General features: G+C 59.9%; 22 protein-coding genes, 1 tRNA gene and 1 pseudogene. 7 read left to right on the forward strand and 17 right to left on the reverse strand.

Features of this window, described 5'->3' with window-relative positions; genetic code table 11:
* The first annotated feature begins 1 nt into the window (after position 1).
* From gcvP to ACS5Q8_RS23040, 6 genes and pseudogenes are all read left to right on the forward strand, one after another.
* Entirely contained in the window at positions 2–2,842 is a 2,841-nt protein-coding gene (gene gcvP / locus ACS5Q8_RS23015) for an aminomethyl-transferring glycine dehydrogenase (protein ID WP_443693928.1), read from the forward strand.
* A gap of 150 nt (positions 2,843–2,992) precedes the next feature.
* A complete protein-coding gene (locus tag ACS5Q8_RS23020; protein WP_253398452.1) occupies positions 2,993–4,369 on the forward strand; it encodes an L-serine ammonia-lyase in 1,377 nt (458 codons plus the stop codon).
* A 39-nt stretch (positions 4,370–4,408) separates the two neighbouring features.
* Positions 4,409–5,533, forward strand: a complete 1,125-nt coding sequence (gene gcvT / locus ACS5Q8_RS23025; RefSeq protein WP_465159472.1) for a glycine cleavage system aminomethyltransferase GcvT — start codon at positions 4,409–4,411, stop codon at positions 5,531–5,533.
* 388 nt (positions 5,534–5,921) lie between these two features.
* On the forward strand, positions 5,922–6,137 hold the full coding sequence (locus ACS5Q8_RS23030) for a cold-shock protein (RefSeq protein WP_247400485.1): 216 nt from the start codon (positions 5,922–5,924) through the stop codon (positions 6,135–6,137).
* A gap of 145 nt (positions 6,138–6,282) precedes the next feature.
* Positions 6,283–7,495, forward strand: a pseudogene (locus ACS5Q8_RS23035) (ISL3 family transposase).
* Positions 7,496–7,565: 70 nt separating this feature from the next.
* A complete protein-coding gene (locus ACS5Q8_RS23040; protein ID WP_276194613.1) occupies positions 7,566–8,054 on the forward strand; it encodes an RDD family protein in 489 nt (162 codons plus the stop codon).
* Positions 8,055–8,116: 62 nt separating this feature from the next.
* Here ACS5Q8_RS23040 and nadA read toward each other — a convergent pair whose 3' ends face one another.
* Positions 8,117–9,175, reverse strand: a complete 1,059-nt coding sequence (gene nadA / locus ACS5Q8_RS23045) for a quinolinate synthase NadA (RefSeq protein ID WP_276194614.1) — start codon at positions 9,173–9,175, stop codon at positions 8,117–8,119.
* A gap of 240 nt (positions 9,176–9,415) precedes the next feature.
* Positions 9,416–10,816, reverse strand: a complete 1,401-nt coding sequence (locus tag ACS5Q8_RS23050) for a lactate dehydrogenase (protein ID WP_443693932.1) — start codon at positions 10,814–10,816, stop codon at positions 9,416–9,418.
* 488 nt (positions 10,817–11,304) lie between these two features.
* Here ACS5Q8_RS23050 and ACS5Q8_RS23055 point away from each other — a divergent pair, with 488 nt between their 5' ends.
* Positions 11,305–13,305, forward strand: coding sequence for a hybrid sensor histidine kinase/response regulator (locus tag ACS5Q8_RS23055; protein ID WP_247400493.1), 2,001 nt, complete (start codon positions 11,305–11,307; stop codon positions 13,303–13,305).
* Between the two features lie 169 nt (positions 13,306–13,474).
* Here ACS5Q8_RS23055 and ACS5Q8_RS23060 read toward each other — a convergent pair.
* The 15 genes from ACS5Q8_RS23060 to aspS all read right to left on the reverse strand — a co-directional run bounded on the left by ACS5Q8_RS23060 (position 13,475) and on the right by aspS (position 25,723).
* Positions 13,475–13,550: transfer RNA gene (locus tag ACS5Q8_RS23060), tRNA-Lys, on the reverse strand.
* A 63-nt stretch (positions 13,551–13,613) separates the two neighbouring features.
* The gene (gene queC / locus ACS5Q8_RS23065; protein ID WP_276197989.1) at positions 13,614–14,288 is read right to left on the reverse strand and encodes a 7-cyano-7-deazaguanine synthase QueC; all 675 of its coding nucleotides are present in this window, start codon (positions 14,286–14,288) and stop codon (positions 13,614–13,616) included.
* A gap of 16 nt (positions 14,289–14,304) precedes the next feature.
* Positions 14,305–14,952: a 7-carboxy-7-deazaguanine synthase QueE gene (gene queE / locus ACS5Q8_RS23070; RefSeq protein ID WP_426100138.1), complete on the reverse strand. Its 648-nt coding sequence runs from the start codon at positions 14,950–14,952 to the stop codon at positions 14,305–14,307.
* A 164-nt stretch (positions 14,953–15,116) separates the two neighbouring features.
* The gene (ybgF, locus tag ACS5Q8_RS23075; protein ID WP_276194617.1) at positions 15,117–15,947 is read right to left on the reverse strand and encodes a tol-pal system protein YbgF; all 831 of its coding nucleotides are present in this window, start codon (positions 15,945–15,947) and stop codon (positions 15,117–15,119) included.
* 6 nt (positions 15,948–15,953) lie between these two features.
* On the reverse strand, positions 15,954–16,454 hold the full coding sequence (gene pal, locus ACS5Q8_RS23080) for a peptidoglycan-associated lipoprotein Pal (protein WP_003209827.1): 501 nt from the start codon (positions 16,452–16,454) through the stop codon (positions 15,954–15,956).
* A gap of 52 nt (positions 16,455–16,506) precedes the next feature.
* Positions 16,507–17,787 (reverse strand): Tol-Pal system beta propeller repeat protein TolB, encoded by a 1,281-nt coding sequence (gene tolB, locus ACS5Q8_RS23085; RefSeq protein ID WP_174555573.1) that lies wholly within the window; start codon positions 17,785–17,787, stop codon positions 16,507–16,509.
* Positions 17,788–17,804: 17 nt separating this feature from the next.
* Positions 17,805–18,878, reverse strand: coding sequence for a cell envelope integrity protein TolA (gene tolA / locus ACS5Q8_RS23090; RefSeq protein ID WP_276194618.1), 1,074 nt, complete (start codon positions 18,876–18,878; stop codon positions 17,805–17,807).
* A complete protein-coding gene (tolR, locus tag ACS5Q8_RS23095; protein WP_161630238.1) occupies positions 18,878–19,330 on the reverse strand; it encodes a protein TolR in 453 nt (150 codons plus the stop codon). The genes tolA and tolR overlap by 1 nt, the downstream gene beginning before the upstream one ends.
* Positions 19,331–19,353: 23 nt before the next feature.
* Entirely contained in the window at positions 19,354–20,049 is a 696-nt protein-coding gene (tolQ, locus tag ACS5Q8_RS23100) for a protein TolQ (protein ID WP_017847129.1), read from the reverse strand.
* A gap of 1 nt (position 20,050) precedes the next feature.
* On the reverse strand, positions 20,051–20,506 hold the full coding sequence (ybgC, locus tag ACS5Q8_RS23105) for a tol-pal system-associated acyl-CoA thioesterase (protein WP_276194619.1): 456 nt from the start codon (positions 20,504–20,506) through the stop codon (positions 20,051–20,053).
* Between the two features lie 139 nt (positions 20,507–20,645).
* Entirely contained in the window at positions 20,646–21,704 is a 1,059-nt protein-coding gene (gene ruvB, locus ACS5Q8_RS23110) for a Holliday junction branch migration DNA helicase RuvB (protein ID WP_443695619.1), read from the reverse strand.
* Complete coding sequence (ruvA, locus tag ACS5Q8_RS23115; RefSeq protein ID WP_247400514.1) at positions 21,705–22,316, reverse strand: Holliday junction branch migration protein RuvA; 612 nt, start codon at positions 22,314–22,316, stop codon at positions 21,705–21,707.
* Between the two features lie 67 nt (positions 22,317–22,383).
* Positions 22,384–22,908: a crossover junction endodeoxyribonuclease RuvC gene (ruvC, locus tag ACS5Q8_RS23120; protein ID WP_017847125.1), complete on the reverse strand. Its 525-nt coding sequence runs from the start codon at positions 22,906–22,908 to the stop codon at positions 22,384–22,386.
* A gap of 157 nt (positions 22,909–23,065) precedes the next feature.
* Positions 23,066–23,812 (reverse strand): YebC/PmpR family DNA-binding transcriptional regulator, encoded by a 747-nt coding sequence (locus ACS5Q8_RS23125; RefSeq protein WP_276194621.1) that lies wholly within the window; start codon positions 23,810–23,812, stop codon positions 23,066–23,068.
* A 135-nt stretch (positions 23,813–23,947) separates the two neighbouring features.
* Positions 23,948–25,723, reverse strand: coding sequence for an aspartate--tRNA ligase (gene aspS, locus ACS5Q8_RS23130; protein WP_276194622.1), 1,776 nt, complete (start codon positions 25,721–25,723; stop codon positions 23,948–23,950).
* Between the last annotated feature and the right edge of the window lie 54 nt (positions 25,724–25,777).

The following is a 25,777-nucleotide window of genomic DNA, read 5'->3' on the forward strand; positions in this document are numbered from 1 at the left end:
CATGACGATCAACTTGAGCACCGCCAACGAATTCATCGCCCGCCACATCGGCCCGCGCCAGGAAGATGAGCTGCAGATGCTCGCCAGCCTGGGCTTTGATTCCCTGGAAGCCCTGAGCGCCAGTGTGATCCCGGAAAGCATCAAGGGCACCAGCGTGCTCGGCCTGGAAGATGGCTTGAGCGAAGCCGAGGCCCTGGCCAAGATCAAGGCCATCGCCAGTCAGAATCAACTGTTCAAGACCTACATCGGCCAGGGCTACTACAACTGCCATACGCCGTCGCCGATCCTGCGCAACCTCTTGGAAAACCCGGCCTGGTACACCGCCTACACGCCCTACCAACCGGAGATTTCCCAGGGCCGCCTGGAAGCGCTGTTGAACTTCCAGACCCTGATCAGCGACCTCACCGGCCTGCCGATTGCCAACGCGTCGCTGCTTGACGAAGCCACCGCCGCCGCCGAAGCCATGACCTTCTGCAAACGCCTGAGCAAGAACAAGGGCAGCAATGCCTTCTTCGCCTCGATCCACAGCCACCCGCAAACCCTCGACGTGCTGCGCACCCGTGCCGAGCCCTTGGGCATCGACGTGGTGGTGGGCGATGAGCGCGAACTGAGCGATGTCAGCCCATTCTTCGGCGCCCTGCTGCAATACCCGGCCAGCAACGGCGACGTGTTTGATTATCGCGAGCTGACCGAACGCTTCCACGCCGCCAATGCCCTGGTGGCCGTGGCCGCCGACCTGCTGGCCCTGACCCTGCTGACCCCACCGGGTGAGTTCGGCGCCGACGTGGCCATCGGCAGCGCCCAACGCTTCGGCGTCCCGCTGGGCTTTGGCGGCCCGCACGCGGCGTACTTCTCTACCAAGGATGCGTTCAAGCGCGACATGCCGGGCCGCCTGGTCGGGGTTTCGGTCGACCGCTTCGGCAAGCCGGCCCTGCGCCTGGCCATGCAGACCCGCGAGCAACATATCCGCCGCGAGAAAGCCACCAGCAACATCTGCACCGCCCAGGTCCTGCTCGCCAACATTGCCAGCATGTACGCCGTGTACCACGGCCCGAAAGGCCTGACCCAGATCGCCCAGCGCATTCACCAGTTGACCGCGATCCTGGCCAACGGTTTGAGCGCCCTGGGCCTGAAGGTCGAGCAAGAACACTTCTTCGACACCCTGACCCTCAACACCGGCGCGCGCACCGCCGCCCTGCACGATCAAGCACGCGCCCAGCGCATCAACCTGCGTGTGGTGGACGGTGAGCGTCTCGGCCTGTCGGTCGACGAAACCACCACCCAGGCCGATATCGAAACCTTGTGGGCACTCTTCGCCGACGGTAAAGCCCTGCCGGACTTCGCCGCCAAGGTCGAAGGCAGCCTGCCGGCCGCGCTGCTGCGTCAGTCGCCGATCCTCAGCCACCCGGTGTTCAACCGTTATCACTCCGAAACCGAACTGATGCGCTACCTGCGCAAGCTGGCCGACAAGGACCTGGCGCTGGACCGCACCATGATCCCGCTGGGCTCCTGCACCATGAAGCTCAACGCCGCCAGCGAAATGATCCCGGTGACCTGGGCCGAGTTCGGTGCCCTGCACCCGTTCGCCCCAGCCGAACAAAGCGCCGGCTACCTGCAACTGACCACCGAGCTGGAAGCCATGCTCTGTGCGGCCACCGGGTATGACGCGATCTCGCTGCAACCGAACGCCGGTTCCCAGGGTGAATACGCAGGCATGCTGGCGATTCGTGCCTATCACCAGAGCCGTGGCGATGAGCGCCGCGACATCTGCCTGATCCCGTCATCGGCCCACGGCACCAACCCGGCCACCGCCCACATGGCCGGCATGCGTGTGGTGGTGACCGCCTGCGACACCCGAGGCAACGTCGACATCGAAGACCTGCGCGCCAAAGCCATCGAGCACCGCGACCACCTCGCTGCGCTGATGATCACCTACCCGTCGACCCACGGCGTGTTCGAAGAAGGTATCCGCGAGATCTGCGGGATCATTCACGACAACGGCGGCCAGGTGTACATCGACGGCGCCAACATGAACGCCATGGTTGGCCTGTGCGCGCCGGGCAAGTTCGGCGGCGACGTGTCCCACCTGAACCTGCACAAGACCTTCTGCATCCCGCACGGCGGTGGCGGCCCGGGCGTTGGCCCGATCGGCGTCAAATCGCACCTGAGCCCATTCCTGCCCGGCCACGCGACCATGGCACACAAGGAAGGCGCGGTGTGCGCCGCGCCGTTCGGCAGCGCAAGCATCCTGCCGATCACCTGGATGTACATCAGCATGATGGGCGGCGCGGGCCTCAAGCGCGCTTCGCAGTTGGCGATCCTGAATGCCAACTACATTTCCCGTCGCCTGGAAGAGCACTACCCGGTGCTCTACACCGGCAGCAACGGCTTGGTGGCGCATGAATGCATCCTCGACCTGCGCCCGTTGAAAGACAGCAGCGGCATCAGCGTAGATGACGTGGCCAAGCGCCTGATCGACTTCGGGTTCCACGCGCCGACCATGTCGTTCCCGGTGGCCGGCACCTTGATGATCGAGCCGACCGAAAGCGAATCCAAGGAAGAACTGGACCGCTTCTGCGACGCGATGATCGCCATCCGCGAAGAAATCCGCGCAGTCGAAAACGGCACCTTGGACAAGGACGACAACCCCCTGAAAAACGCCCCGCACACAGCCGCAGAACTGGTGGGCGAATGGAGCCACCCTTACAGCCGTGAACAAGCGGTGTACCCGGTGGCGTCATTGATCGACGGCAAGTACTGGCCGCCGGTTGGCCGGGTCGACAACGTGTTCGGCGATCGCAACCTGGTGTGTGCGTGCCCTTCAATCGAGAGCTACGCATAACCGGATCAAAAATGTGGGAGGGGGCTTGCCCCCGATAGCGGTGGATCAGTTATCTATTGATCGACTGACACACCGCCATCGGGGGCAAGCCCCCCTCCCACACTTTGATCGGGTACACCCGACACCTAATAAGAAACCGGAGAACAACCCATGTCGTTAAGCGTGTTCGACCTGTTCAAGATTGGCATCGGCCCCTCCAGCTCCCACACCGTCGGCCCAATGCGCGCCGCCGCGCGCTTTGTCGAGGGGTTGCGCCGTGACGACCTGCTGAGCGCCACCACCTGCGTCAAGGTGGAACTCTATGGCTCACTCGGCGCTACCGGCAAAGGCCACGGCAGCGACAAGGCCGTGCTGCTAGGCCTGGAAGGCGAACACCCGGACACCGTGAACACAGAAACCATCGCCGCCCGCCTGGCACAGATGCGCAGCGACGGCCGCTTGAACCTGCTCGGCGAACACAGCATTGCGTTCAACGAGAAAGAACACCTGGCGATGATTCGCAAACCCCTCGCCTATCACCCCAACGGCATGATCTTTCGCGCCTTTGACGCCGCCGGTATCCAGATCCGCAGCCGCGAGTACTACTCGGTGGGCGGCGGTTTTGTGGTGGATGAAGACGCCGCCGGCGCCGACCGGATCGTCGAAGACGCCACCCCCCTGACCTTCCCGTTCAAGAGCGCCAAGGACTTGCTCGGTCATTGCGCCACCTACGGGCTGTCCATCAGCCAAGTGATGCTGACCAATGAAAGTGCCTGGCGCCCCGAAGCCGAAACCCGCAACGGTCTGCTGAAGATCTGGCAGGTGATGCAGGACTGTGTGGACGCAGGCTGTCGCAACGAAGGGATCTTGCCGGGAGGCTTGAAGGTCAAGCGTCGTGCCGCTGCCCTGCATCGCCAGCTATGCAAGAACCCTGAGTCAGCCCTGCGCGACCCGTTGTCGGTACTCGATTGGGTCAACCTGTACGCGCTGGCGGTCAACGAAGAAAACGCCAATGGCGGGCGCGTGGTTACGGCGCCCACCAACGGTGCCGCCGGGATTGTGCCGGCAGTGCTGCATTACTACATGCGCTTTATCCCCGGCGCGAATGAAGACGGCGTGGTGCGCTTTCTGCTCACCGCCGCCGCCATCGGAATTCTGTACAAGGAAAACGCATCAATCTCCGGCGCCGAAGTTGGCTGCCAGGGTGAAGTCGGCGTGGCCTGCTCGATGGCCGCCGGTGCGCTGTGCGAAGTATTGGGCGGCAGCGTGTCCCAGGTGGAAAACGCCGCCGAGATCGGCATGGAACACAACCTCGGCCTGACGTGCGACCCGATTGGCGGCCTGGTGCAAGTGCCGTGCATCGAGCGCAATGCCATGGGCTCGGTCAAAGCCATCAATGCCGTGCGCATGGCCTTGCGCGGTGATGGGCAGCATTTTGTGTCCCTCGACAAGGTTATCCGCACCATGCGCCAGACCGGCGCCGATATGAAAAGCAAATACAAAGAAACCGCCCGTGGCGGTTTGGCGGTCAACATTATCGAGTGCTGACGCTTAGACGCGCGTCCGCACGTTTTTCAGGAGCTGAATATGTCCACCGAAACCCTGTTGAAAACCCCATTGCACGCGCTGCACATCGAACTCGGCGCGCGCATGGTGCCCTTCGCCGGCTACGACATGCCGGTGCAATACCCGCTGGGCGTGATGAAAGAACACCTGCACACCCGTGATCAGGCCGGGTTGTTCGACGTGTCCCACATGGGCCAGATCCGCCTGACCGGCGCCAATGCCGCCAAGGCCCTGGAAACCCTGGTGCCGGTGGATATCATCGACCTGCCGGTAGGCATGCAGCGCTACGCCATGTTCACCAATGACCAGGGCGGCATTCTCGACGACCTGATGGTGGCCAACCTGGGTAATGACGAGCTGTTCCTGGTGGTCAACGCGGCCTGCAAGGACCAGGACCTGGCGCACCTGCGCGCCAAGATTGGCGACCAGTGCACCATCGAGCCGTTGTTCGAAGAACGCGCCCTGCTCGCCCTGCAAGGCCCGGCAGCCGTGAAAGTACTGGCGCGCCTGGCCCCTGAAGTGGCCAAGATGACCTTCATGCAGTTCGCATCCCTGCGCCTGCTGGGGGTGGACTGCTACGTCAGCCGTTCCGGCTACACCGGTGAAGACGGCTTTGAAATCTCGGTGCCCGCCGCCGCCGCCGAAAGCCTGGCCCGCAGCCTGCTGGCCGAGACGGAAGTACAGGCCATCGGCCTGGGCGCCCGCGACTCCCTGCGCCTGGAAGCCGGCCTGTGCCTGTATGGCCACGACATGAACACCGACACCACCCCGATCGAAGCCAGCCTGCTGTGGGCGATCTCCAAGGACCGTCGCGCTGACGGCGCACGTGCCGGTGGCTTTCCCGGCGCCGACCGGATCTTTACCCAGCAGCAAGCCGGTGTAAGCCGCAAACGTGTCGGCCTGCTGCCTCAAGAGCGCACGCCCGTGCGTGAAGGTGCGGAAATCGTCGACGAACACGGCACCGTGATCGGCAGCGTCTGCAGCGGCGGCTTTGGCCCAAGCCTCGGTGGCCCGTTGGCGATGGCCTACCTGGACAGCGCGTTCATTGCGCTGGATACCGAAGTGTCTGCACTGGTGCGTGGGAAAAAGGTGCCACTACGTGTAAGTAAAATGCCATTTGTGCCGCAACGTTACTACCGCGGCTGATTGACTGCTTCTATAAGTAACGCGGTCGCAATAACGCGCACTAAACTGTAACGCGACCGCCATAAAACAGTGCATTTTCGATAGTCATTGTTATAGGGGTTAACCTATAACAAGTGACCAATTCTATCGAATAAGTCGGTGCACGAGTATTCAACGAAATGTCACTAGGCCTAGCAAAACCTGGGCTTTTTGCAGGGCTTGTTTTTTCTGCATTAGTTGTCGTAGAGTTTGTCCACTGTGTTTGCATGGGTCGCTTGAAACCTGACCTGGGCAGTAGCCAAAGTTTGCTACAACCCGTTCGACGTCTCTTACTTTCCTGCAACCCAGCCCAGTACTCTTTCATGCGAAAGGGGCTGTCATTCATTTTTAGCGTCAAGGAAATAAGAAAATGTCGGATAAACGTCAGAGCGGTACCGTCAAGTGGTTCAACGACGAAAAAGGGTTTGGTTTTATCACTCCAGAAAGCGGTCCGGATCTGTTCGTACATTTCCGCGCTATTCAGGGCAACGGCTTCAAGAGCCTGAAAGAAGGCCAGAAAGTGTCTTTCGTCGCCGTGCAAGGCCAGAAAGGTATGCAGGCTGATGAAGTGATCCCCGAAGCCTGATCCTTCCTGCGACAAAAAGCCCCTGATGGTGACATCAGGGGTTTTTTTAGGTTCTTCACGGAATCTCGGGAAACACAGAAACAAGAACGCCGATTTGGTTGATGATGTTCGTGCGAGCAAACACATCTAACAAACCGGCGTTCTTATGCGAGATATTAATACTTTCCTTCCCTTTTGGGAGGGCTTTTCTGTCGTCAACATCAAGCCTGACGGCGATGCCCTTCAGATCGACCTGATCCCCCATGCCACCCGGTTCCCATGTTGTGGCGGCTGTCAAAAGCTCTGCTCAACCACTCATGAGTATTGCGAGCGCATCATTCGTGACTTGCCTATTCTCGGCCATGCGGTGCGCTTGAGCGTTTTGCTCCGGCGCGTTGGTTGCCGCGATTGTGGCAAGCGCATGGAGGCGGTTAGTTGGCTGGATCGCTATGCCCGCATGACCCGGCGCCTGGCAGATGCCGTCATTCAAGCGTGCGAGCGCCTTCCAACGCTGCACGTGGCGCAGATGTTTGGCCTGCATTGGGAGACCGTTCGTTTACTGGAGCGTCGAGCCCTGCAAGCAGCATTAAGCGTTTTGCCAAAGGCGAAACCGCGACGCTTGGTCATGGACGAGTTCGCACTCTTCAAAGGTCATCGTTATGCCACCGTTGTCCTGGATGCGGATACGCGACGGGTGCTGTGGATCGGCGAAGGCCGTAGTCGGGCGGCGGTTAGACCCTTTTTTGAAGAGCTGGGGCCCGAGGGCTGCGCGCTAATCGAAGCGGTGGCGATGGACATGAACACCGCTTTTGATCTGGAGGTTCGTCACCACTGCCCCAAAGCGCGAGTGGTCTACGACCTCTTTCATGTGGTGGCCAAATATGGTCGAGAGGTAATTGACCGGGTTCGTGTCGACGAAGCCAATCGACTGCGCCATGACAGGCCTGCACGCAAAGTCATCAAGCAGGCGCGATGGTTACTGCTGCGCAATCCTGAGAACCTGAAAAACCCAGAGCAACAGGTTCATTTGCAGGATCTGCTGGCGGCCAACCAGTCGCTGATGACGGTCTATTTAATGAAGGCTGAACTCAAAACGCTCTGGACGCCGAGCACCGCCTGGGACTGGAGATCAGCTTGGAACCAATGGCTGCGTCACGCCCATGAAAGCGAGATACCTGCCCTGATGCAGTTTGCCAAAAGACTAAAGGGTTACTGGCGAGGCATCGTCAGTCGGGTTCGCTGGCCAATGCACACCGGTCAGTTGGAAGGAATAAACAATCGAATAAAGGTGATCAAGCGTATGGCGTATGGCGTATGGTTACCGGGATAGCGAATTCTTTTTCATGAAGATCAAGAGCGTCTTTCCCGGTAATCCGTGAAGAACCTTTTTTTATGGGCGCGTGAAGGGTGTTGCGCCGTAAAATGCTTTTTTCTTCAGAGAGCCCTGCCATGTCCAAACCCCTGCTGAGCCCCCAAGGCGAATTTCCCGCCGTTGGCCTGGGCCGTCGTCTGGCAGCGATGTTCTATGACTTCCTCCTCTGCACTGCGCTGCTGATTGTCACGGCCTTTATCTACAAGCTGGTGTGGATCGCGTTCGTGGGCGAAGCCAAAATGCGCACCCTCACCGAATCCGGCACGCTGGACGGCGACCCGTTGCTGTCGACGATTCTATTCTTCGTGCTGTTTGGTTTCTTCGCCAAGTTCTGGACCCATTCCGGGCAGACCCTGGGCATGCAGGTGTGGGGCGTGCGCGTACAGAACGCCGACGGCTCGCGGATCAGCCTGTGGCAGGCGCTGTTGCGCTTTGTGGTGTCGATCGCATCGTGGTTATGCGTGGGGCTGGGTTTTATCTGGTCGCTGTTCGACAAGCAGAAACGCAGCTGGCATGACATCTACTCTGACACGCGGTTGGTGCAGGTTCCGAAGCGGAAAAAATAACGCCCTGCTGGTGCGGATCAAAATGTGGGAGGGGGCAAGCCCCTCCCACATGTTCGACCGGGTCAGGCGTTGCCGGCCTGCTTCAGGCGCGCAGCTTGGGTGAAATCAAGCATGCGCTTGAGCGGGCGTACAGCCTGCGGGATCACCGAAGGCTCGACGAAGATCTCGTTACTGCCCTCACGCAGGCACTGCAGCGTGCGCTCCAGCGTATTCATCGCCATCCACGGGCAGTGCGCGCAACTGCGGCACGCCGCGCCATTGCCGGCGGTAGGCGCTTCGATAAAGACCTTGTCCGGGCACAGCTGCTGCATCTTGTAGAAAATGCCGCGATCGGTGGCGACGATGAACGTTTTGTTCGGTAAACGCTGAGCGGCAGCAATCAGTTGGCTGGTGGAACCCACCGCATCCGCCAGTTCGATCACCGAGGTCGGGGATTCCGGGTGGACCAGGATCGCCGCGTCCGGGTACAGCGCCTTCATGTCTTCCAGTTGCTTGGACTTGAACTCTTCGTGGACGATGCAGGCACCGTCCCACAGCAGCATGTCGGCACCGGTCTGGCGCTGAATGTAAGTGCCCAGGTGTTTGTCCGGCCCCCAGATAATGGTCTCGCCGTTGTCCATCAGGCTTTCGACGATTTCCAGTGCACAACTGGAGGTCACCACCCAATCCGCCCGCGCCTTGACCGCCGCCGAGGTGTTGGCATACACCACCACGGTGCGCTCAGGGTGCTGATCGCAGAACGCCGAAAACTCATCCACCGGGCAGCCCAGGTCGAGGGAGCATGTGGCTTCCAGGGTCGGCATCAGGATGCGTTTTTCAGGGGTGAGAATTTTGGCAGTCTCGCCCATGAAACGCACGCCGGCGACCAGTACGGTCTTGGCCGGGTGGGCGGCGCCGAAGCGCGCCATTTCGAGGGAATCGGAGACACAGCCGCCGGTTTCTTCGGCCAGGGCCTGAATCACCGGGTCGCAATAGAAGTGGGCGACCAGCACCGCGTCCTGAGCTTTGAGCTCGGCGGCGATGGCGGTACGCAGGCTGGCCTCTTCCTCGGCGCTGAGGGCCTTGGGCTGCTTGGCATCGAGGTGGGCTTGAACCAGAAGGCGTTCGGAAATTTGCGTCATGTTCGCAAGACCTGCAGGCGCCGTTGCGCGAAAGTCGAGTGTACCACCGGCTCTGGAGCCCTTCGGGCGCCGCCGGACGAAGTGATGTGTCATCAAGCACGGGTTAAGGTGAAGCTGCGCAAGGCTACAGAATATCGAATGGATTCAAAAGCCTAATCTGGCATGGCGCGACGCATCTGTCGGACAAAAAAAAGCGGGAAGGCGCATCACTGGGCCTTCCCGCGTTGACCACGATTAACCTCAGCGCATCAGCACATCCGGATCATCCTGCAACAGGACTGAGTCATGCATCGTCGCCAATGCATCCTTCAACGTCGACTGCTCCAGCGCATCCTTGGATTTTTTGCTTTCCCTGCCCGCGTGTTCGAGCAGTGCCAGGTAGTCACGCTTGGATGAGCCTTCCTTCGGCACCACGGTGTCTTCTACCAGGTTGGCCATCACATACTTCTGCGTGTGGGTATTCTGGGAAGCCGACTGTGTGACGGAAGCACGGGTCAATTGGCCGTCTTTGTAGGCAAAGCTCGCGGTGCTGCTGGCCCTGTCCTGCAATTGCACATACAGGTAATTCTGCGATTCGCGACTGCCATCAAACACCGGCGGTTTCCCACCATCAAGGCCTTTGTGGAAGCTCGCCGAAAGCACCGATTGCTGGTTCTGGGTGACGCTGCGATCCGCGCTGCTGCGACCATTGACCTGGGTTTTCTGCGACACATTGTAGGAAAAGCTGTCGACCTCTGAAGCGCGCATCGGGTTGGAGCTGTCTACGGCCTGCTTGATGGAAGCCTTGAAGTCAGCCAGACCGGTCAGCAAGCCTTTGTCGCTCGGATTGTTGCTCAAGGCTTCCACGGCGCCAGCGCCTTGTGGATAGTTACTGTTCATGGCGCTGAACGCGTCTTTGAACATCGCCATCAAGTCAGTGTTGGCACTCCCTCGCTTTTCCACCCGGTCGAACTGGGCGAGGTAGGTTTTCAGCGCGTTGGCCTGCTGTTTGGCATCGCCGAGGATCGCCGCGTTTTTCAGGTCCACCGCCAGGTCAATGCTACCCGCCGGGCCACTCATGCGTGTGGTGCGGCTCTGGCTGTCGGCGTGAAAAGCCAGAGTCAGGTCATCGCCGCCCTGGGACTTCACCTTGGCATTAAGGTCTACGGACGCCAGCACCTTTGAATCAAACTGAGTCAATTGGCTTAGGTCGAGTTTTGGCGGCACAGCGGTCAGCCCATCAACCGAGGCTTGGAAGGCACTGCCCAGTTGACCGACGGCCTTGAGCTCGTCAGCACTTAAATCGCCCCCCTCCACCGTGGCCTGCACGCCCAGCCCATCTTTCTGGCTCGACAAGCTGAAGGTGACGGTCTTGCCGCTGGCGGTCTTGATGCTGAGGCTGACCTGATTCTCGGCCTTACTGTGCAGCACGGTCTGGTCGGCCTTGATCGCACCGGCGTCCCCGGCCCGGTCGGCCGTGGTGTTGAGCACCGACTGTGAAATGCCCGCGCCGCCGCCTTTGGCGAACTGCGCCACCAATGCTGCCCCCAAGCCGCTGTAGCGACTGGCCGTGGAGGCCGAGTTAAAGCTGGTATTGATGATCTTGCTGACTGCGTCCTGGCTGCTATTTTCCCAGGCCCGCACACTTTCCCGACCCGGCATCTGCCCGTCTCGGGAGTAGATATCAACGACATCGGCAGCCGGATTACCGAGGCTGACCACCGAGGCAGGTCGCACCGGCGAGACATCGACAGTGTTCGCCGAAATGGCGAGCGGTGTGGCTGCAGCGCGAACAATGAGGGGATTGCTAGCGATGATCGGAGTTAGCGTAGTCATGACAGTCCGTGTCTTAAAAGCTTAGTAGCCTCCAATCTAGTCAAGATAAGCCGCGATTGACAGCATTAAAGCCGAAATAAGTGGCAAAGAGCCACGTCAAAAAACTGCCTTTTTGCCGCATCGCGCAGACTCAGGAGCTGTAAGTCAACGCAACACATGCCGCGCGATCGCTCGTAGGAATATGTACAGAACGTGCCGGCATTATCGAATGCCCTACCACAGCAAAAGCAGTGCAGTGCGTAAGGAAGTCGCTGGTGGGGGGAGGTATCTTAATGACATGATGAAGGCCATTTAACCCGCTCGGCCAAACTCAAATGAATAGCACCGTCGGGATGGGCTCTGAGGCCAGCGAACTGGCCACCTCCGGCCTGGGCCAAAACGAAGCGTTCACCGAGCGCGTACTGGCCAGCATCAACGATTGCATTAAAGTACTCGATCTCGATGCCCGCCTCACGTTCATGAGCGAAGGCGGCCAAAAAATCATGGAGGTCAGTGACTTCAACACTATCCGTGGCTGCTCCTGGCCCGATTTCTGGCAGGATCAAGGCAACCTAGACGCCAAGGCCGCCGTACAGGCCGCCAAAAACGGCGAGAGTGCCAGCTTTATCGGCCCGGCCCAGACCCTGGCCGGTAACCTGAAGTGGTGGCATGTACAGGTCAGCCCGATCTTGGGCAGTAACGGCCGACCGGAACAGATCCTCTGCGTATCCCGCGACATCACGGCCCTACGTGAAGCCGAAGAGGCGTTGCGCAAGCTCAACGAATCCCTGGAACAACGGGTGATAGAACGCACCCGCGACCGTGACCGCATCTGGCGGCTGTCTCCGGACTTGATGCTGGTGGCCCAACTCGACGGCGTGATTTCCGCCGTCAACCCAGCCTGGACTCGCATGCTCGGTCACACCGAACACGACTTGGTGGGCAGCCAGTTGCTGGCCCTGGTACACCCGGACGACCTGGCCGACTCCTCATCGGCAGTCAGCCGCCTGGGAGACGGCAAGAACTTCCCGAACTTCAAGAACCGTTACCGCCACCAGGATGGCAGCTACCGCATGATCGCCTGGACCGCCGTGCCCGATAGCGACTACATCCATGCGGTGGGCCGTGATATCCAGGCTGAAGAAGAAGCCAAGGACGCCCTACGCCTGTCGGAAGACGCCCTGCGTCAGTCCCAGAAACTGGAAACCATTGGCCAACTCACTGGCGGTGTCGCACACGATTTCAATAACCTGCTGACGGTGATCAAATCCTGCGCCGACTTGCTCAAGACCCCGTCGCTGAGCGAAGTGCGGCGCATCAAATACGTGGAAGCCATCGCCAACACGGTCGACCGCGCCGCCCGCCTGACCGCGCAACTGCTGACCTTCGCCCGCCGCCAGGCCCTGCGCCCGGAAGTGTTCAACGTCGGAGACAGCGTGTTGCGGGTGGGCGAGATGATGGACAGCCTGACCGGCTCGCGGATCAAGGTCACCATCGAGGTGCCGGATGAACCCTGCTTTATCAACGCCGATGAAAGCCAGTTCGATACCGCGTTGGTGAACATGGTGGTCAATGCGCGGGATGCCATGTCCGGCAATGGCCACTTGACCATCCAGGTCGCGACAGCCGCCTGGCTACCGTCGGTACGTGCCCACCCGGGGCTGGTCGCCGACTACGTGACCATCACGCTGAGCGACACCGGCACAGGTATTGCGCCGGAAAAACTCGATGCCATCTTCGAGCCCTTCTACACCACCAAAGGCATCGGCCAAGGCACCGGGTTGGGCTTGTCGCAAGTGTTTGGCTTTGCCAAACAGTCGGGCGGGGAAATTCTGGTGCAGAGCGAATGCGGCAAGGGCAGCCAGTTTATGTTGTACCTGCCCAAGGTCGAGGCTAGCACGATGCCGACCTCCCAGGACAACCCTAGCGCACCGATTGTCTCGAACTTGTGCGTGCTGATGGTCGAGGACAACGCCGACGTTGGCCTCTACACCTCGCAAACACTGGAGCAGATGGGCTTTCACGTGTTGTGGGTGCCGAACGCCAAGAGCGCGCTGGAAGCCCTGGCCCCTAACCCGGAAAGTTTCCAGGTGGTGTTCTCCGACATCTCCATGCCGGGTATGAGCGGCCTGGAACTGCTCGACGCAATCGAAGCACTCTACCCGTGGCTGCCCGTGGTGCTCACTACAGGCTACAACGACGAATACGCGCGCATCGCCCAGGAAGAAACCAAGCGCTTTGTGCTGCTGCAAAAGCCCTACGCCACTGAGACGTTGGCCTTACTCCTGCAAAAGGTCATCAAGGGCCGGCTGGGCGGCTCGCTGGGCGGGGAATAGGTCGAAGCGACCTCCGCGTCAGCACGCACGCATAAGCGGAGCCGCGTTTCAGCATCGGAAGGCGGATTGCGTGCGGTGAGACATGGCACGTCAACTTTTTCACAAGGCAAAAAAAAACCCGGAAATCCTCACTTGCGTGGGCCTTCCGGATTTTCTAAACCGCCAAAAATGGTGGGTCGTGTGGGATTCGAACCTACGACCAATTGGTTAAAAGCCAACTGCTCTACCAACTGAGCTAACGACCCGCTGTGTTGTGGCGCGTATAATACTGATTTCTAAGGATTATTCAACACCTTATTTGAAATAAATCAGAAATAACGCGTCGGGTCCGTAATTCCGGCCGTTTGGAAGCCTTCTGCGCGCAGTCGGCAGCTGTCGCATTTCCCACAAGCGCGGCCGTCAGCGTCTGCTTGATAGCAGGAAACAGTCAGCGAGTAATCGACGCCAAGTCCTACGCCAGCCTTCACGATATCGGCTTTGCTGAGGTTCTGCAGCGGCGCCAGGATACGGAAGCCCTGCCCCTCTACGCCGGCCTTCGTCGCCAGGTTGGCCATGCGCTCGAACGACTCGACGAACTCTGGGCGGCAGTCCGGGTAACCGGAATAATCCACTGCGTTAACGCCGATAAAGATATCGCGGGCATTCAGCACTTCTGCCCAGCCGAGGGCCAGGGACAGGAATACGGTGTTGCGCGCCGGTACATAGGTGATCGGGATGCCTTCGCTGGGCGCTTCCGGCACGTCGATGCTGCTGTCGGTGAGGGCCGAGCCGCCGATGCCGTTTAGGTTCAGACCAATGACCTTGTGCTCGGCAACCCCCATTTCGCGGGCGATGCGGGCAGCGGCGTTCAGCTCGGCGCGATGGCGCTGGCCGTAGTCAAAACTCATGGTGTAGCAGGTGTAGCCTTCAGCCTGCGCCATGGCCACCACCGTGGCGGAGTCGAGGCCACCGGACAGCAGGATCACTGCGCGTTTTTGATCAATCGGTTGTTCGGTCATTTCAGCGTCCCGGCTCGTCGTTCCAAAGGTATTTATGCAGCTGCAGTTGCAGACGGACCGGCAGGTTATCAGCCACCACCCAGTCGGCCAGGTCGCGTGCGTTGAGGTCGTGATGGCTTGGCGAGAACAGCACCTCGCCCGCGCGGCGGTCCAAACCATACTGGATCAGCTTGGTGCTCGCCCAGTCGTAATCGTCGCGCGAACAGATCACGAACTTGACCTGATCGTTGGCTGTCAGCAGGTTCAGGTTCTCGTAGAGGTTGCGATGCGCCTCTTTGGAGCCCGGGGTCTTGAGGTCGACCACCCGGCTTACACGCGGGTCCACAGCGGAAATATCCAGAGCGCCGCTGGTTTCCAGGGACACCTCGTAACCGGCGTCACATAGCTGCTTGAGCAAGGGGATGGCGTTGGGTTGCGCCAACGGCTCGCCGCCTGTCACGCAGACGTAGCGTGGCCGGTAACCGGCAACCTGCTCCAGGATGTCTTCAAGGGTGCGCACCGTGCCGCCACTGAAGGCGTAGGCGCTGTCACAGTACTGGCAACGCAGGGGGCAACCAGTCAGGCGCACAAATACTGTGGGCAGGCCGGCCGTTCGCGTTTCACCCTGTAACGAGTAAAAAACTTCGGTGATGCGTAATGTGTCTTGCATAGTCGCCACGGGCGTAACAGCTAAACAGGCTGTCCGCCTCCGTCAGGCACTTCAAGGAATTACGCCAACGCGTCAACCCCAGGAAGCGTGTTTCATAAAAGGGAGCGGATTCTAACGAAAAAACCCGCGCCAGGCGCGGGTTTCTTCTAAACGGACTGCATCGCTTATAGGCGCTGCAGGTCGCGTTGAGCCAACTGTGCAGCGGAAGTCCCCGGATACTGGGCAACGACCTGCTGCAGAATGCCTTTGACCTTGTCGGTGTGACCCAGGCGGCGTTCTACGTCAGCAAGTTTGTACAGCGAATCCGGCACCTTGGCGTGCTTGGGGTAAAGCTGGCTGACCTTGGCAAATGCCTGGCCCGCCCCCTGCAGATCACCCTTTGCCAGGTTTACCTCACCCAGCCAGTACTGGGCGTTGCCCGCGTACTGACTGTTTGGGTAGCGACCAAGGAATGCGGTAAAGGCTTTGCTGGCCTTGTCGAAATCCTTGGCTTTGATCAGGTCGAAGGCTGCGTCGTAGTACAGTTTTTCCTTCGCCGGATCACCCGGTTCACTGCTGGCAGCAGGGGCCGCGGCGGCGCCCCCTGCTGCTGCTCCACCGGTGGCGGCACTTGGCGCGCCACCGGCAGAAGAATTATCAGGAGTAGCGGCAGGTGTAACGCCGGCTCCTATACGTCGATCAAGATCCTGGTATCGCTCCAGGCCTTCTTGCTTCAGCTGGTTCACTTGATTCTGCAGAACTTCAATGGTGCCTTGTTGCTGCGACAATTGATCCTGCATGCGTTGCAGCTGGTTGAACAGTTCGCCCTGTGCCGAGGGAGCGGACGTAGCCGCCCCCCCAGCATAGGCGCCGTTCGTGCCATAACCCGCTGGCGGATAACTGCTCCCGCTATTGTTATAGCCTGAGTTGCTATCTTCCACAGGAACCGCAGCCCACACCGCAAGCGGTGCGAGGCTGAGAGCCAATACAGTTAGAGCACGACGGCACGTTCGCATGACGAATTACTTACGCAGTTCGACGCGACGGTTTTGAGCCCAGGACTGCTCGTCGTGGCCAGTAGCAACTGGACGCTCTTTACCGTAGGAAACCAGTTCCAGTTGGCCTGGAGCAACACCTTGCAGTACCAGGTAGCGCTGAACGGCTTTCGCACGACGCTCGCCCAGTGCCATGTTGTACTCGCGAGTACCACGTTCGTCGGTGTTACCTTCCAGAACAACGCGAGCGCCGTTAGCTTTCAGGTCCTTCGCGTGAACGTCCAGAGCGCGCATGGCTTCTGGTTTCAGGTCCGAACTGTCGTATTCGAAGTAGAAAGTGGTGATTGCGCGCAGAGCAGCTTCTTCGCTCAGGGAGCCGTCAACTGCACCAGTGTTAGCGCCGTAACCAGCGTTTGGATCAACAGCTGCGCCTTCACCGGCATTGTCGCCGCCTTTAGACGAGCAACCAACGGCTACGGACAGAGCCAGAGCCAGAGCAGCAAACTTACCAAACTTCAGCATTTCCATCGTGAAACTCCTAATGAACCCCAGTGTGTTAAGCAAATCATGTAGCGCCGCGTCAGTTCAGGTAAGGGGACCAGGATGGTTCTCTGACTTCGCCTTGTGCGGTAGGAAGCGGGAGCCTTACGCGTCCATTAATGGACACGAGCATCAAGACTCCCCGGCCCTGCTGGCGGGTGGCGTAGATTACCATGGTGCCGTTGGGCGCAACAGTGGCTGACTCATCAAGGTTGGTATCTGTAAGGATTTTTACGGTTCCGCGCTGCAAATCCTGGGCCGCAACCCGGAAATTAGTGAAACCATCCTGACGGTGAATCATCACCAACGTCTTTTCATCAGCCGAAAGCTTAGGGTTGGCGTTGTAGTTACCAATAAAGGTCACGCGTTCCGCGCCACCGCCACCCACGCTCGTTTTATAAATTTGAGGCTTGCCGCCACGGTCGGAGGTGAAATAGATGGTCGAACCATCTTTACCCCAGAACGGTTCGGTGTTGATACCAGGACCGCTGGTTACGCGGCTGATCTGGCGCGAAGCCATGTTCATCACGTAGATATCCGGGTTGCCGTCTTTGGACAGCACGAATGCCAGGCGAGAACCATCCGGTGACCAGGCTGGCGCACCGTTGAGGCCTTCGAAGTTGGTGATCTGCTCACGACGGCCAGTATCGATGTGCTGGACGAAGATGCGCGGACGCCTCTGTTCAAAGGACACGTAGGCAATGCGCTTGCCGTCCGGCGCGAAGCGCGGCGACAGGATTGGCTCACGCGATTGCAGCAAGGTCACGGCCCGCGCGCCATCATAGTCGGAACGCTGCAGCGTGTAGCGCGTGTTATCTACGGAGAAACGCTCAGCCGTTACATAGAGCAGACGCGTCGAGAAAGCACCCTTGATACCGGTGAGTTTTTCAAACGACTGATCCGAGATGTAGTGGGCCATGTCCCGCAATTGCTCGGCGGTGCCCGATACACTGCCGGTCAAGACCTGCTGCTCGGTCGCCACGTTGAACAAGGTGTACTGGATCTGCAGGCGACCGCCGGCGGGCACGATGCTGCCGACCATCAGGTACTGGGCGCCTACGGCTTTCCAGTCACGGAAGATGACTTCGCTGGCCTGGGTCGGCTGGCTGATCATGTTGCCTTTCGGAATCGGCGCGTAATAACCGGAGTTGCGCAGGTCGTCGCTGACGATCTGGGCCATGTCGTCCGGCAGCACGCTGCCGCCCTGCCAACCGAACGGCACAACGGCGATCGGGGTGGCCCGATCGCTACCGCTAGTGACCAGGATGTTCTTTTCATCCGCCGCCGCTATCCCTGCCATGCAGCAAATAACGACAAGCATTCCTCGAAGAAGGTTTCTCACAAGGCTAAATCCTCAGGTGTGAATGTCATCTTGAATGAACGATAGGGAGCGAAGTCGCTTGGTTTCATTCCCTGCATCTCGGTCAACCGGCCAATATTCTTGACGGCCGCGACCGCCGAACTGTCGAACGAACCGTCACCACTGGACTTGGCCACGCTGACCGAAGTCACCGTACCGTCCGGCAACATGCCGATCTGCAGCACTACTGTCATGCCTTTGCGTGCCGAAGGTGGACGTGTCCAACCTTCTGCTGCCCGTGCCCGAATCAGGTCATCGAAACTGCCCGCGACTTCATCGCCACGCTCATCGGCCAAGGCTTGCTGACGCTGCGGCGTGTCGGAGAGCAAATCTGCCAAGGCCTGGGCCTTTTTCTCTTCGGCGGATTTACGCGCTGCTTCCTGGGCCTTTTTCTTGCTGGCGTCGGCGGCAGCTTTCTTCTTCGCGTCGTCGGCGACTTTCTTCTTCGCCTCGTCTGCTTCAGTTTTTTTCTTGGCGTCTTCGGCGGCTTTCTTCTTCGCGTCTTCGACTATCTTTTTCTTGGCTTCTTCAGCGGCCTTTTTCTTGGCCTCTTCTTCGGCAGCTTTTTTGGCTTCTTCTTCAGATTTCTTCTTGGCTATATCAGCCAATTGTTTCTCTTCAGCTTTTTTAGCTTCGGCAGCCTTCTCGGACTTTTTGGCTTCATCAGCCTTTTTCGCCTCGTCAGCCTTCTTCGCTTCGTCAGCCTTTTTCGATTCCTCGGTCTTTTGAGCCGCCTCTTCTTTCTTTTGTTCCGCAGCAGCCTTCACCGCTTCCTGCTCGACCTTCTTCTGTTCCATCTGCTCGACTTCAGTCTGGCGCGCAGCCGACTTCTGGGCCTCACCCGCAATCTTCTGATTGGTCTGGGTGGTGGCCTGACTTTTCGATTTCAGCTGATACAGGGTCGCCTGCACGATCGGCTTGGCTGGCGGCAGGTCCGGGGTCATGGCAAAGCTGACGAACAGCATGCCAAACACCAGGACGTGCAGGGCAATTGCCCAGACGCTAGGCCAGAAGAAGCTTTCCGAGGCGGACGGCTCTCGCTGTTGGTGCATCAGGGCGCCTCGGTAATCAAGCCAACGTTACCGACGCCGGCCTTCTGCAGCCCGCCCATGGCGCCCATGACGGAGCCATAGTCGACGACTTTATCGCCGCGAATGAACACCTGGGTGTGCTTGCCGCCCTCGTTGCCGGACCGGATGATCTTGGTCACGGCATCGGTCATCTGCGGCAAGGTCATGGCCTTGTCCTGCTGTTTCTGGGTGTCGACTTCGCTGCCAAGGTTCCAGTAATAGGTCTTGTCAGCCTTGATCGAAATGGTCAGGACCTGAGTGTTGTTGTCCTGCGGCAAGGCTTCGCTGGAAACCTTGGGCAGATCAACCTTCACGCCCTGATTGAGCATCGGCGCGGTCACCATGAAGATCACCAGCAGCACCAGCATCACGTCGATGTAAGGCACTACGTTCATCTCGGCGACCGGCTTGCGCTTTTTGCGAGCTCGAGCGATTAAAGCCATTGGGAATTACCTGCTTATTCTTCGCTGGTGTGCACTTTACGGTGCAGGATCGCCTGGAATTCGTCGGCGAAGGTGTAGTAACGGCTGATCAAGGTTTCACCGCGCGCGGCGAAGCGGTTGTAGGCGATTACCGCCGGGATCGCAGCGAACAGGCCGATCGCGGTGGCGACCAGGGCTTCGGCGATACCCGGAGCCACGGTGGCCAGGGTCGCTTGCTGGGCCTGGGCCAGGCCGCGGAAGGAGTTCATGATCCCCCACACGGTACCGAACAGGCCGATGTACGGGCTGACGGAACCCACGGTGGCGAGGAACGGCAGGCTCTGCTCCAGCTTCTCTTCTTCGCGGGAGATGGCCACACGCATGGCACGGGCCACGCCTTCCATGACCGCTTCCGGGTCGACGCCCGGCTGCTGGCGCAGGCGCGAGAATTCCTTGAAGCCGGCACGGAAGATCTGCTCGACGCCCGAATCCGGGTCAGGGTTGCTGCCCGCCTGGCGATACAGTTTGGACAGGTCGATACCCGACCAGAAGCGCTCTTCGAAGCTCTCCAGGGCTCGTCGACCGGCACGCAGCAGGTTGCTGCGCTGAAAAATCATGACCCAGGATGTAACCGATGCGGCTAACAGGATCAGCATCACCAGTTGAACCACGACACTGGCATTACTGACCAGGCTCCACATGGAGGAATGGTCGACGACGGTAGGTTCCACGCTAAATCTCCTGCTTTGATTGTTTACCCGCGCCGCTCACGGCAGCAAAGGCCGCACGTAGAGTTTCGGGAATGGCCCGAGGTTTCAAACTATTGGTGCGCACACACGCCACCAGAAACTGCCCCTCACAGAGCAGCGTTGCATCCGTAGCCCGCCTGACCTGCTGTTTAAAGCGCAGGCTGGCCCGGTTCAATTCGATTACTTCAGCGCTGACCAGCAGCTCATCGTCCAATCGCGCGGGTGCGAAATAACGCGCCTCGCTGGAATGCACGACAAACAACAGGTCCTCTCCTGCCAGCTGGGATTGGGCAAAGCCCAGCTCCCGTAGCCGCTCGGTTCGAGCCCGCTCCATGAACTTGAGGTAATTGACGTAATACACGATGCCGCCCGCATCGGTGTCCTCGTAATAAACGCGACAGCGATGTGCGAACGACTGATCCCCGTTTTGCGCGCGCATACTCTAGTGCTTACTCCTCAGGTTGCCAATCCGCTCAGGCAACTGTTTTTTCATTCGCTGAAACATTTTCACTGACTGAATGACGACGCCAGCCACTAGGACAGCACAAACCTCGAATAAATCGACGAACAAAGCCTTTTTAATCGTCCACCGCATCGAGGAATTCGTCTACCACGGGCATCTCGCCCAATCGTGACGGAATGTTTAGCCCAAAGTGCAAATAGGCATGCCGGGTAACCACCCTGCCCCGCGGCGTGCGCATGATGTAGCCCTGCTGGATCAGGTACGGCTCCAGCACGTCCTCAATGGTATGGCGCTCTTCACTGATGGCGGCCGCCAGGCTGTCCACGCCCACCGGTCCACCGTCGAACTTCTCGATCATGGTCAAGAGTAGCCGTCGATCCTGGTGATCGAAGCCGCGCTCATCCACGTCCAGCAAGTTCAACGCCAGGTCGGCCACAGGTTTGGTGATATGCCCCTTGGCCCGCACTTCGGCAAAATCACGCACGCGCCGCAGCAAGCGGTTGGCGATCCGTGGCGTGCCCCGCGCCCGACGGGCGATTTCAAACGCGCCTTCGGGGTCCAGGGGCAGGCCGAGAATGCCGGCCGAACGGCTGACGATGGTCGCCAGGTCTGCGGTGCTATAGAACTCTAGACGCTGAACAATACCGAAACGGTCTCGCAACGGGTTGGTCAGCATGCCCGCACGTGTGGTTGCGCCCACCAGGGTGAACGGCGGCAGGTCGAGCTTGATCGAGCGGGCCGCTGGGCCTTCACCGATCATGATGTCGAGCTGGAAGTCCTCCATCGCCGGGTACAACACTTCCTCGACGATGGGCGACAGCCGGTGGATTTCGTCGATAAACAGCACGTCGTGCGGTTCGAGGTTGGTCAACAACGCCGCCAGATCGCCCGGGCGCTCCAGCACCGGGCCGGAGGTGGACTTGATCGACACCCCCATTTCCTGGGCGATGATGTTGGCCAGGGTGGTTTTACCCAACCCCGGCGGGCCGAAGATCAAGGTGTGATCCAGGGATTCACTGCGCCCACGCGCGGCCTGGATGAACAACTCCATTTGCTCGCGCACGGTGGGCTGGCCGATGTAGTCGGCCAGGCTCAGGGGGCGGATGGCGCGATCCTGGATTTCTTCACGGTCACGGGCGCCCGTGGCCGCGATCAGACGATCAGCTTCAATCACTTAAATCATTCCCTTCAGGGCTCGGCGGATCATGTCTTCGCTGCTCAGGTTCTTGTCCTTGATGGCCGACACCGCTTTGCTGGCTTCCTGCGGCTTGTAGCCCAGGGAGATCAGCGCGCTGACCGCATCGCTTTCGGCACTCGCCACCTGGCCCGCCGGCAGATCCGGCTGGTTCGGCACCAGCGCGAACATGCTCGGGGCGACTTCCCAGGCCTTGAAGCGGTCCTTGAGCTCCACCAGCAGGCGTTCGGCGGTTTTCTTGCCGACCCCCGGCACCTTGGTCAGCGCCGAGGTGTCCTGGGCCGAAACGGCACGCACCAGTTCATCCACTTCCAGACTCGACATCAGCGCCAGGGCCAGTTTAGGCCCTACGCCATTAAGGCGAATCAGTTCGCGGAAGAAGTCACGGTCACGCTTGCCAATGAAACCATAGAGCAGTTGCGCATCTTCTCTCACCACAAGGTGAGTATGCAGGGTCAGTGGCTCGCCAACCGACGGAAGGCGGTACAGGGTGGTCATGGGCACTTCCAGCTCATACCCCAGCCCGTTGACATCCAGAATCAGGTGCGGCGGCTGTTTCTCAGCCAGGGTGCCGCGCAAGCGTCCAATCACGGTTCAGATCCTTAAGGCTTGGGGTCAGATCGAGGCCTGACCGGAAATAACGATTGCGCCGATGCTATCAGAGACGCAGCCGCCCGCCACGACTGCGCGCCGCACCCAGGCCGTGAGGCAGCAGGCTGGAACGGGTGTGCGCGTGGCAAATGGCGATGGCCAGGGCGTCGGAGGCGTCGATCTGCGGCTTGGAGGTGAGCTTGAGCATGTGCATGACCATCATCTGCACCTGTTCTTTATTGGCTGCACCGGTGCCGACCACGGCCTGCTTGACCTGGGTGGCGGTGTACTCGGCGATTTCCATGGCCTCTTCGGCACCGGCTACGATCGCGGCGCCACGGGCCTGGCCAAGCTTGAGGGCCGAGTCGGCGTTTTTCGCCATGAACACCTTTTCGATCCCCATCGTCACCGGTTTGTAGGTCTGGATCACTTCACGCACACCGCGATAGACGATCTGCAGGCGCTCGGCCAACTCGCCCGCGCCAGTGCGGATGCAGCCCGAGGCGACATACACGCAGCCGCGCGGGGTGTGTTGCACCACGCCAAAGCCGGTGATGCGCGAACCGGGGTCGATACCTAGGATTAAAGTCATAACGCCTGCAGGTCGGGTAAACACAGTTTTTGATACAGGGAAGATCCAATGTGGGAGGGGGCTTGCTCCCGATGGCGGTGATTCAGTCGATTTATAAATGACTGACACACCGCCATCGGGAGCAAGCCCCCTCTCACATGTTGATCCACATCGCCCTTCAGCCTAGCTGCTCGGCTACCGATTCTGGAATGTCAGCGTTCGAGTAGACGTTCTGCACGTCATCCAGGTCCTCAAGCATATCCAGCATCTTCAGCACTTTCTGCGCGCCGTCCAGGTCCAGTTCGGCGCTGGTGGTCGGCAGCATCACGATTTCCGCGTCGGTGCCTTTGAAACCGGCGGTTTCCAGCGCGTTACGCACCGCATAGAACCCGGCGAACGAGGTGAACACGTCGATGGAAGCGTCCTCGTTGGTCACCACGTCGTCGGCATCCGCCTCCATCGCGGCTTCCATCAACGCGTCTTCATCCACACCCGGCGCGAAGGAAATCTGGCCCTTGCGCTCGAACAGGTAGGCCACCGAGCCATCCGTGCCGAGATTGCCACCGCACTTGCTGAACGCATGGCGCACGGCCGCGGCGGTACGGTTGCGGTTATCGGTCATGCACTCGACCATCACCGCCACGCCGCCCGGGCCGTAGCCTTCGTAGGTCAGCTCGACCATGTCGTCGGTATCGGCCGCACCGGCACCACGGGCCACGGCGCGGTCGATGATGTCGCGACTCATGTTCGCGCCGAGGGCTTTGTCCAGCGCCAGGCGCAGACGCGGGTTGGAGCCCGGATCACCGCCGCCTTGGCGGGCGGCGACGGTCAGCTCGCGAATCCACTTGGTGAAAATCTTGCCTTTCTTGGCATCCTGACGCTCTTTGCGGTGCTTGATGTTCGCCCACTTGGAATGGCCAGCCATAACACAACTCCGAAATTCTCTAAAAACCTTATCAACCCCGCACCCGGCGGGATACAACCCTTGTAACGCAAAGGCGCATCCGAAGATGCGCCTTTTTGACTGCGTAAAACCCTATCGCGCTTTCACGCAGCGGCCTTACTCAGCCTTCGGCGCCTCGCGCAGGCGGATATGCAGCTCGCGCAGTGCCTTGGCATCCACGACACCCGGGGCCTGGGTCATGACGTCCGCAGCGCTCTGGGTTTTCGGGAAGGCAATCACTTCACGGATCGACTGGGCGCCGGTCATCAGCATCACCAGACGGTCCAGGCCGAAGGCCAGGCCGCCGTGGGGCGGTGCGCCGTATTTCAGGGCGTCGAGCAGGAAGCCGAATTTCTCTTCCTGTTCCGCTTCGTTGATGCCCAGCAGACGGAATACCGCTTGCTGCATTTCCTTGCGGTGGATACGGATCGAACCGCCACCCAGCTCGGTGCCGTTCAAGACCATGTCGTAGGCCCGGGACAGAGCGCCCGCAGGGTTGGCTTCGAGCTCTTCAGGCGAGCACTTCGGCGCGGTGAACGGGTGGTGCAAGGCGCTGAAGCTGCCGTCGTCGCTCTCTTCGAACATCGGGAAGTCGACGACCCACATCGGCGCCCACTTGCAGGTCAGCAGATCCAGGTCGTGGCCCAGCTTGATCCGCAGCGCGCCCAAGGCTTCGCTGACGATCTTGGCCTTGTCGGCGCCGAAGAACACGATGTCACCGTCGACCGCGCCCACGCGATCCAGGATCACATTGAGGTTGGCTTCCGGGATGTTTTTCACGATCGGCGACTGCAGGCCTTCAACGCCCTTGGCGCGCTCGTTGACCTTGATGTACGCCAGGCCCTTGGCACCGTAGATGCCGACGAACTTGGTGTAGTCGTCGATCTGCTTGCGCGGCATGCTCGCGCCGCCAGGCACGCGCAGGGCGGCGATGCGGCATTTCGGGTCGTTGGCCGGGCCGCTGAACACCTTGAAGTCGACATCCTTGAGCTGGTCGGCCACGTCCACCAGTTCCAGCGGGTTACGCAGGTCTGGCTTGTCGGAACCGTAACGGCGCATGGCTTCTTCGAAGGTCATGTGCGGGAATTCGCCGAACTCCAGGTCCAGCACTTCCTTGAACAGGTTGCGGATCATTTGTTCGGTGATGCCCATGATCTCTTTTTCATCGAGGAAGCTGGTCTCGATGTCGATCTGGGTGAATTCAGGCTGGCGATCAGCACGCAGGTCTTCGTCACGGAAGCACTTGGCGATCTGGTAGTAACGGTCGAAGCCGGCCACCATCAGCAGTTGCTTGAACAACTGCGGCGATTGCGGCAGGGCAAAGAAGCTGCCGGCGTGGGTACGGCTCGGCACCAGATAGTCACGCGCGCCTTCCGGAGTGGCACGGGTGAGGATCGGGGTTTCGACGTCGAGGAAGCCGTTTTCATCGAGGAAGCGGCGGATGCTGGTGGTCATGCGCGAACGCAGACGCAGCTTCTCGGCCATTTCCGGGCGGCGCAGGTCCAGGAAGCGATAGCGCAAGCGGGTTTCTTCGCCAACATCGGAGTATTCGTTCAGTGGGAACGGCGGAGTTTCCGACTCGTTCAGCACTTCCAGTTCGTAGCCCAGCACTTCGATCGCGCCAGAAGCCATGTTCGGGTTCACCGCACCGGCCGGACGCAGGCGTACCTTGCCGGTGATCTTCACCACGTATTCGCTGCGCACGCGGTCGGCCGCGGCGAAGCTCTCGGCGCGGTCCGGGTCGAACACCACCTGGGCCAGACCATCACGATCACGGATATCGAGGAAGATCACCCCGCCGTGGTCGCGGCGACGGTGAACCCATCCGCAAAGGGTGATTTCCTGACCTTCCAGGGTCTCGTTCAGTTGGCCGCAATAATGGCTGCGCATCATGGTAGTGGTTTCACTTCTCGTAATTCGAAATTCGGTGGCAGGCTTGGCCTCAGT

Source organism: Pseudomonas sp. PAMC25584 (genome assembly GCF_058135675.1).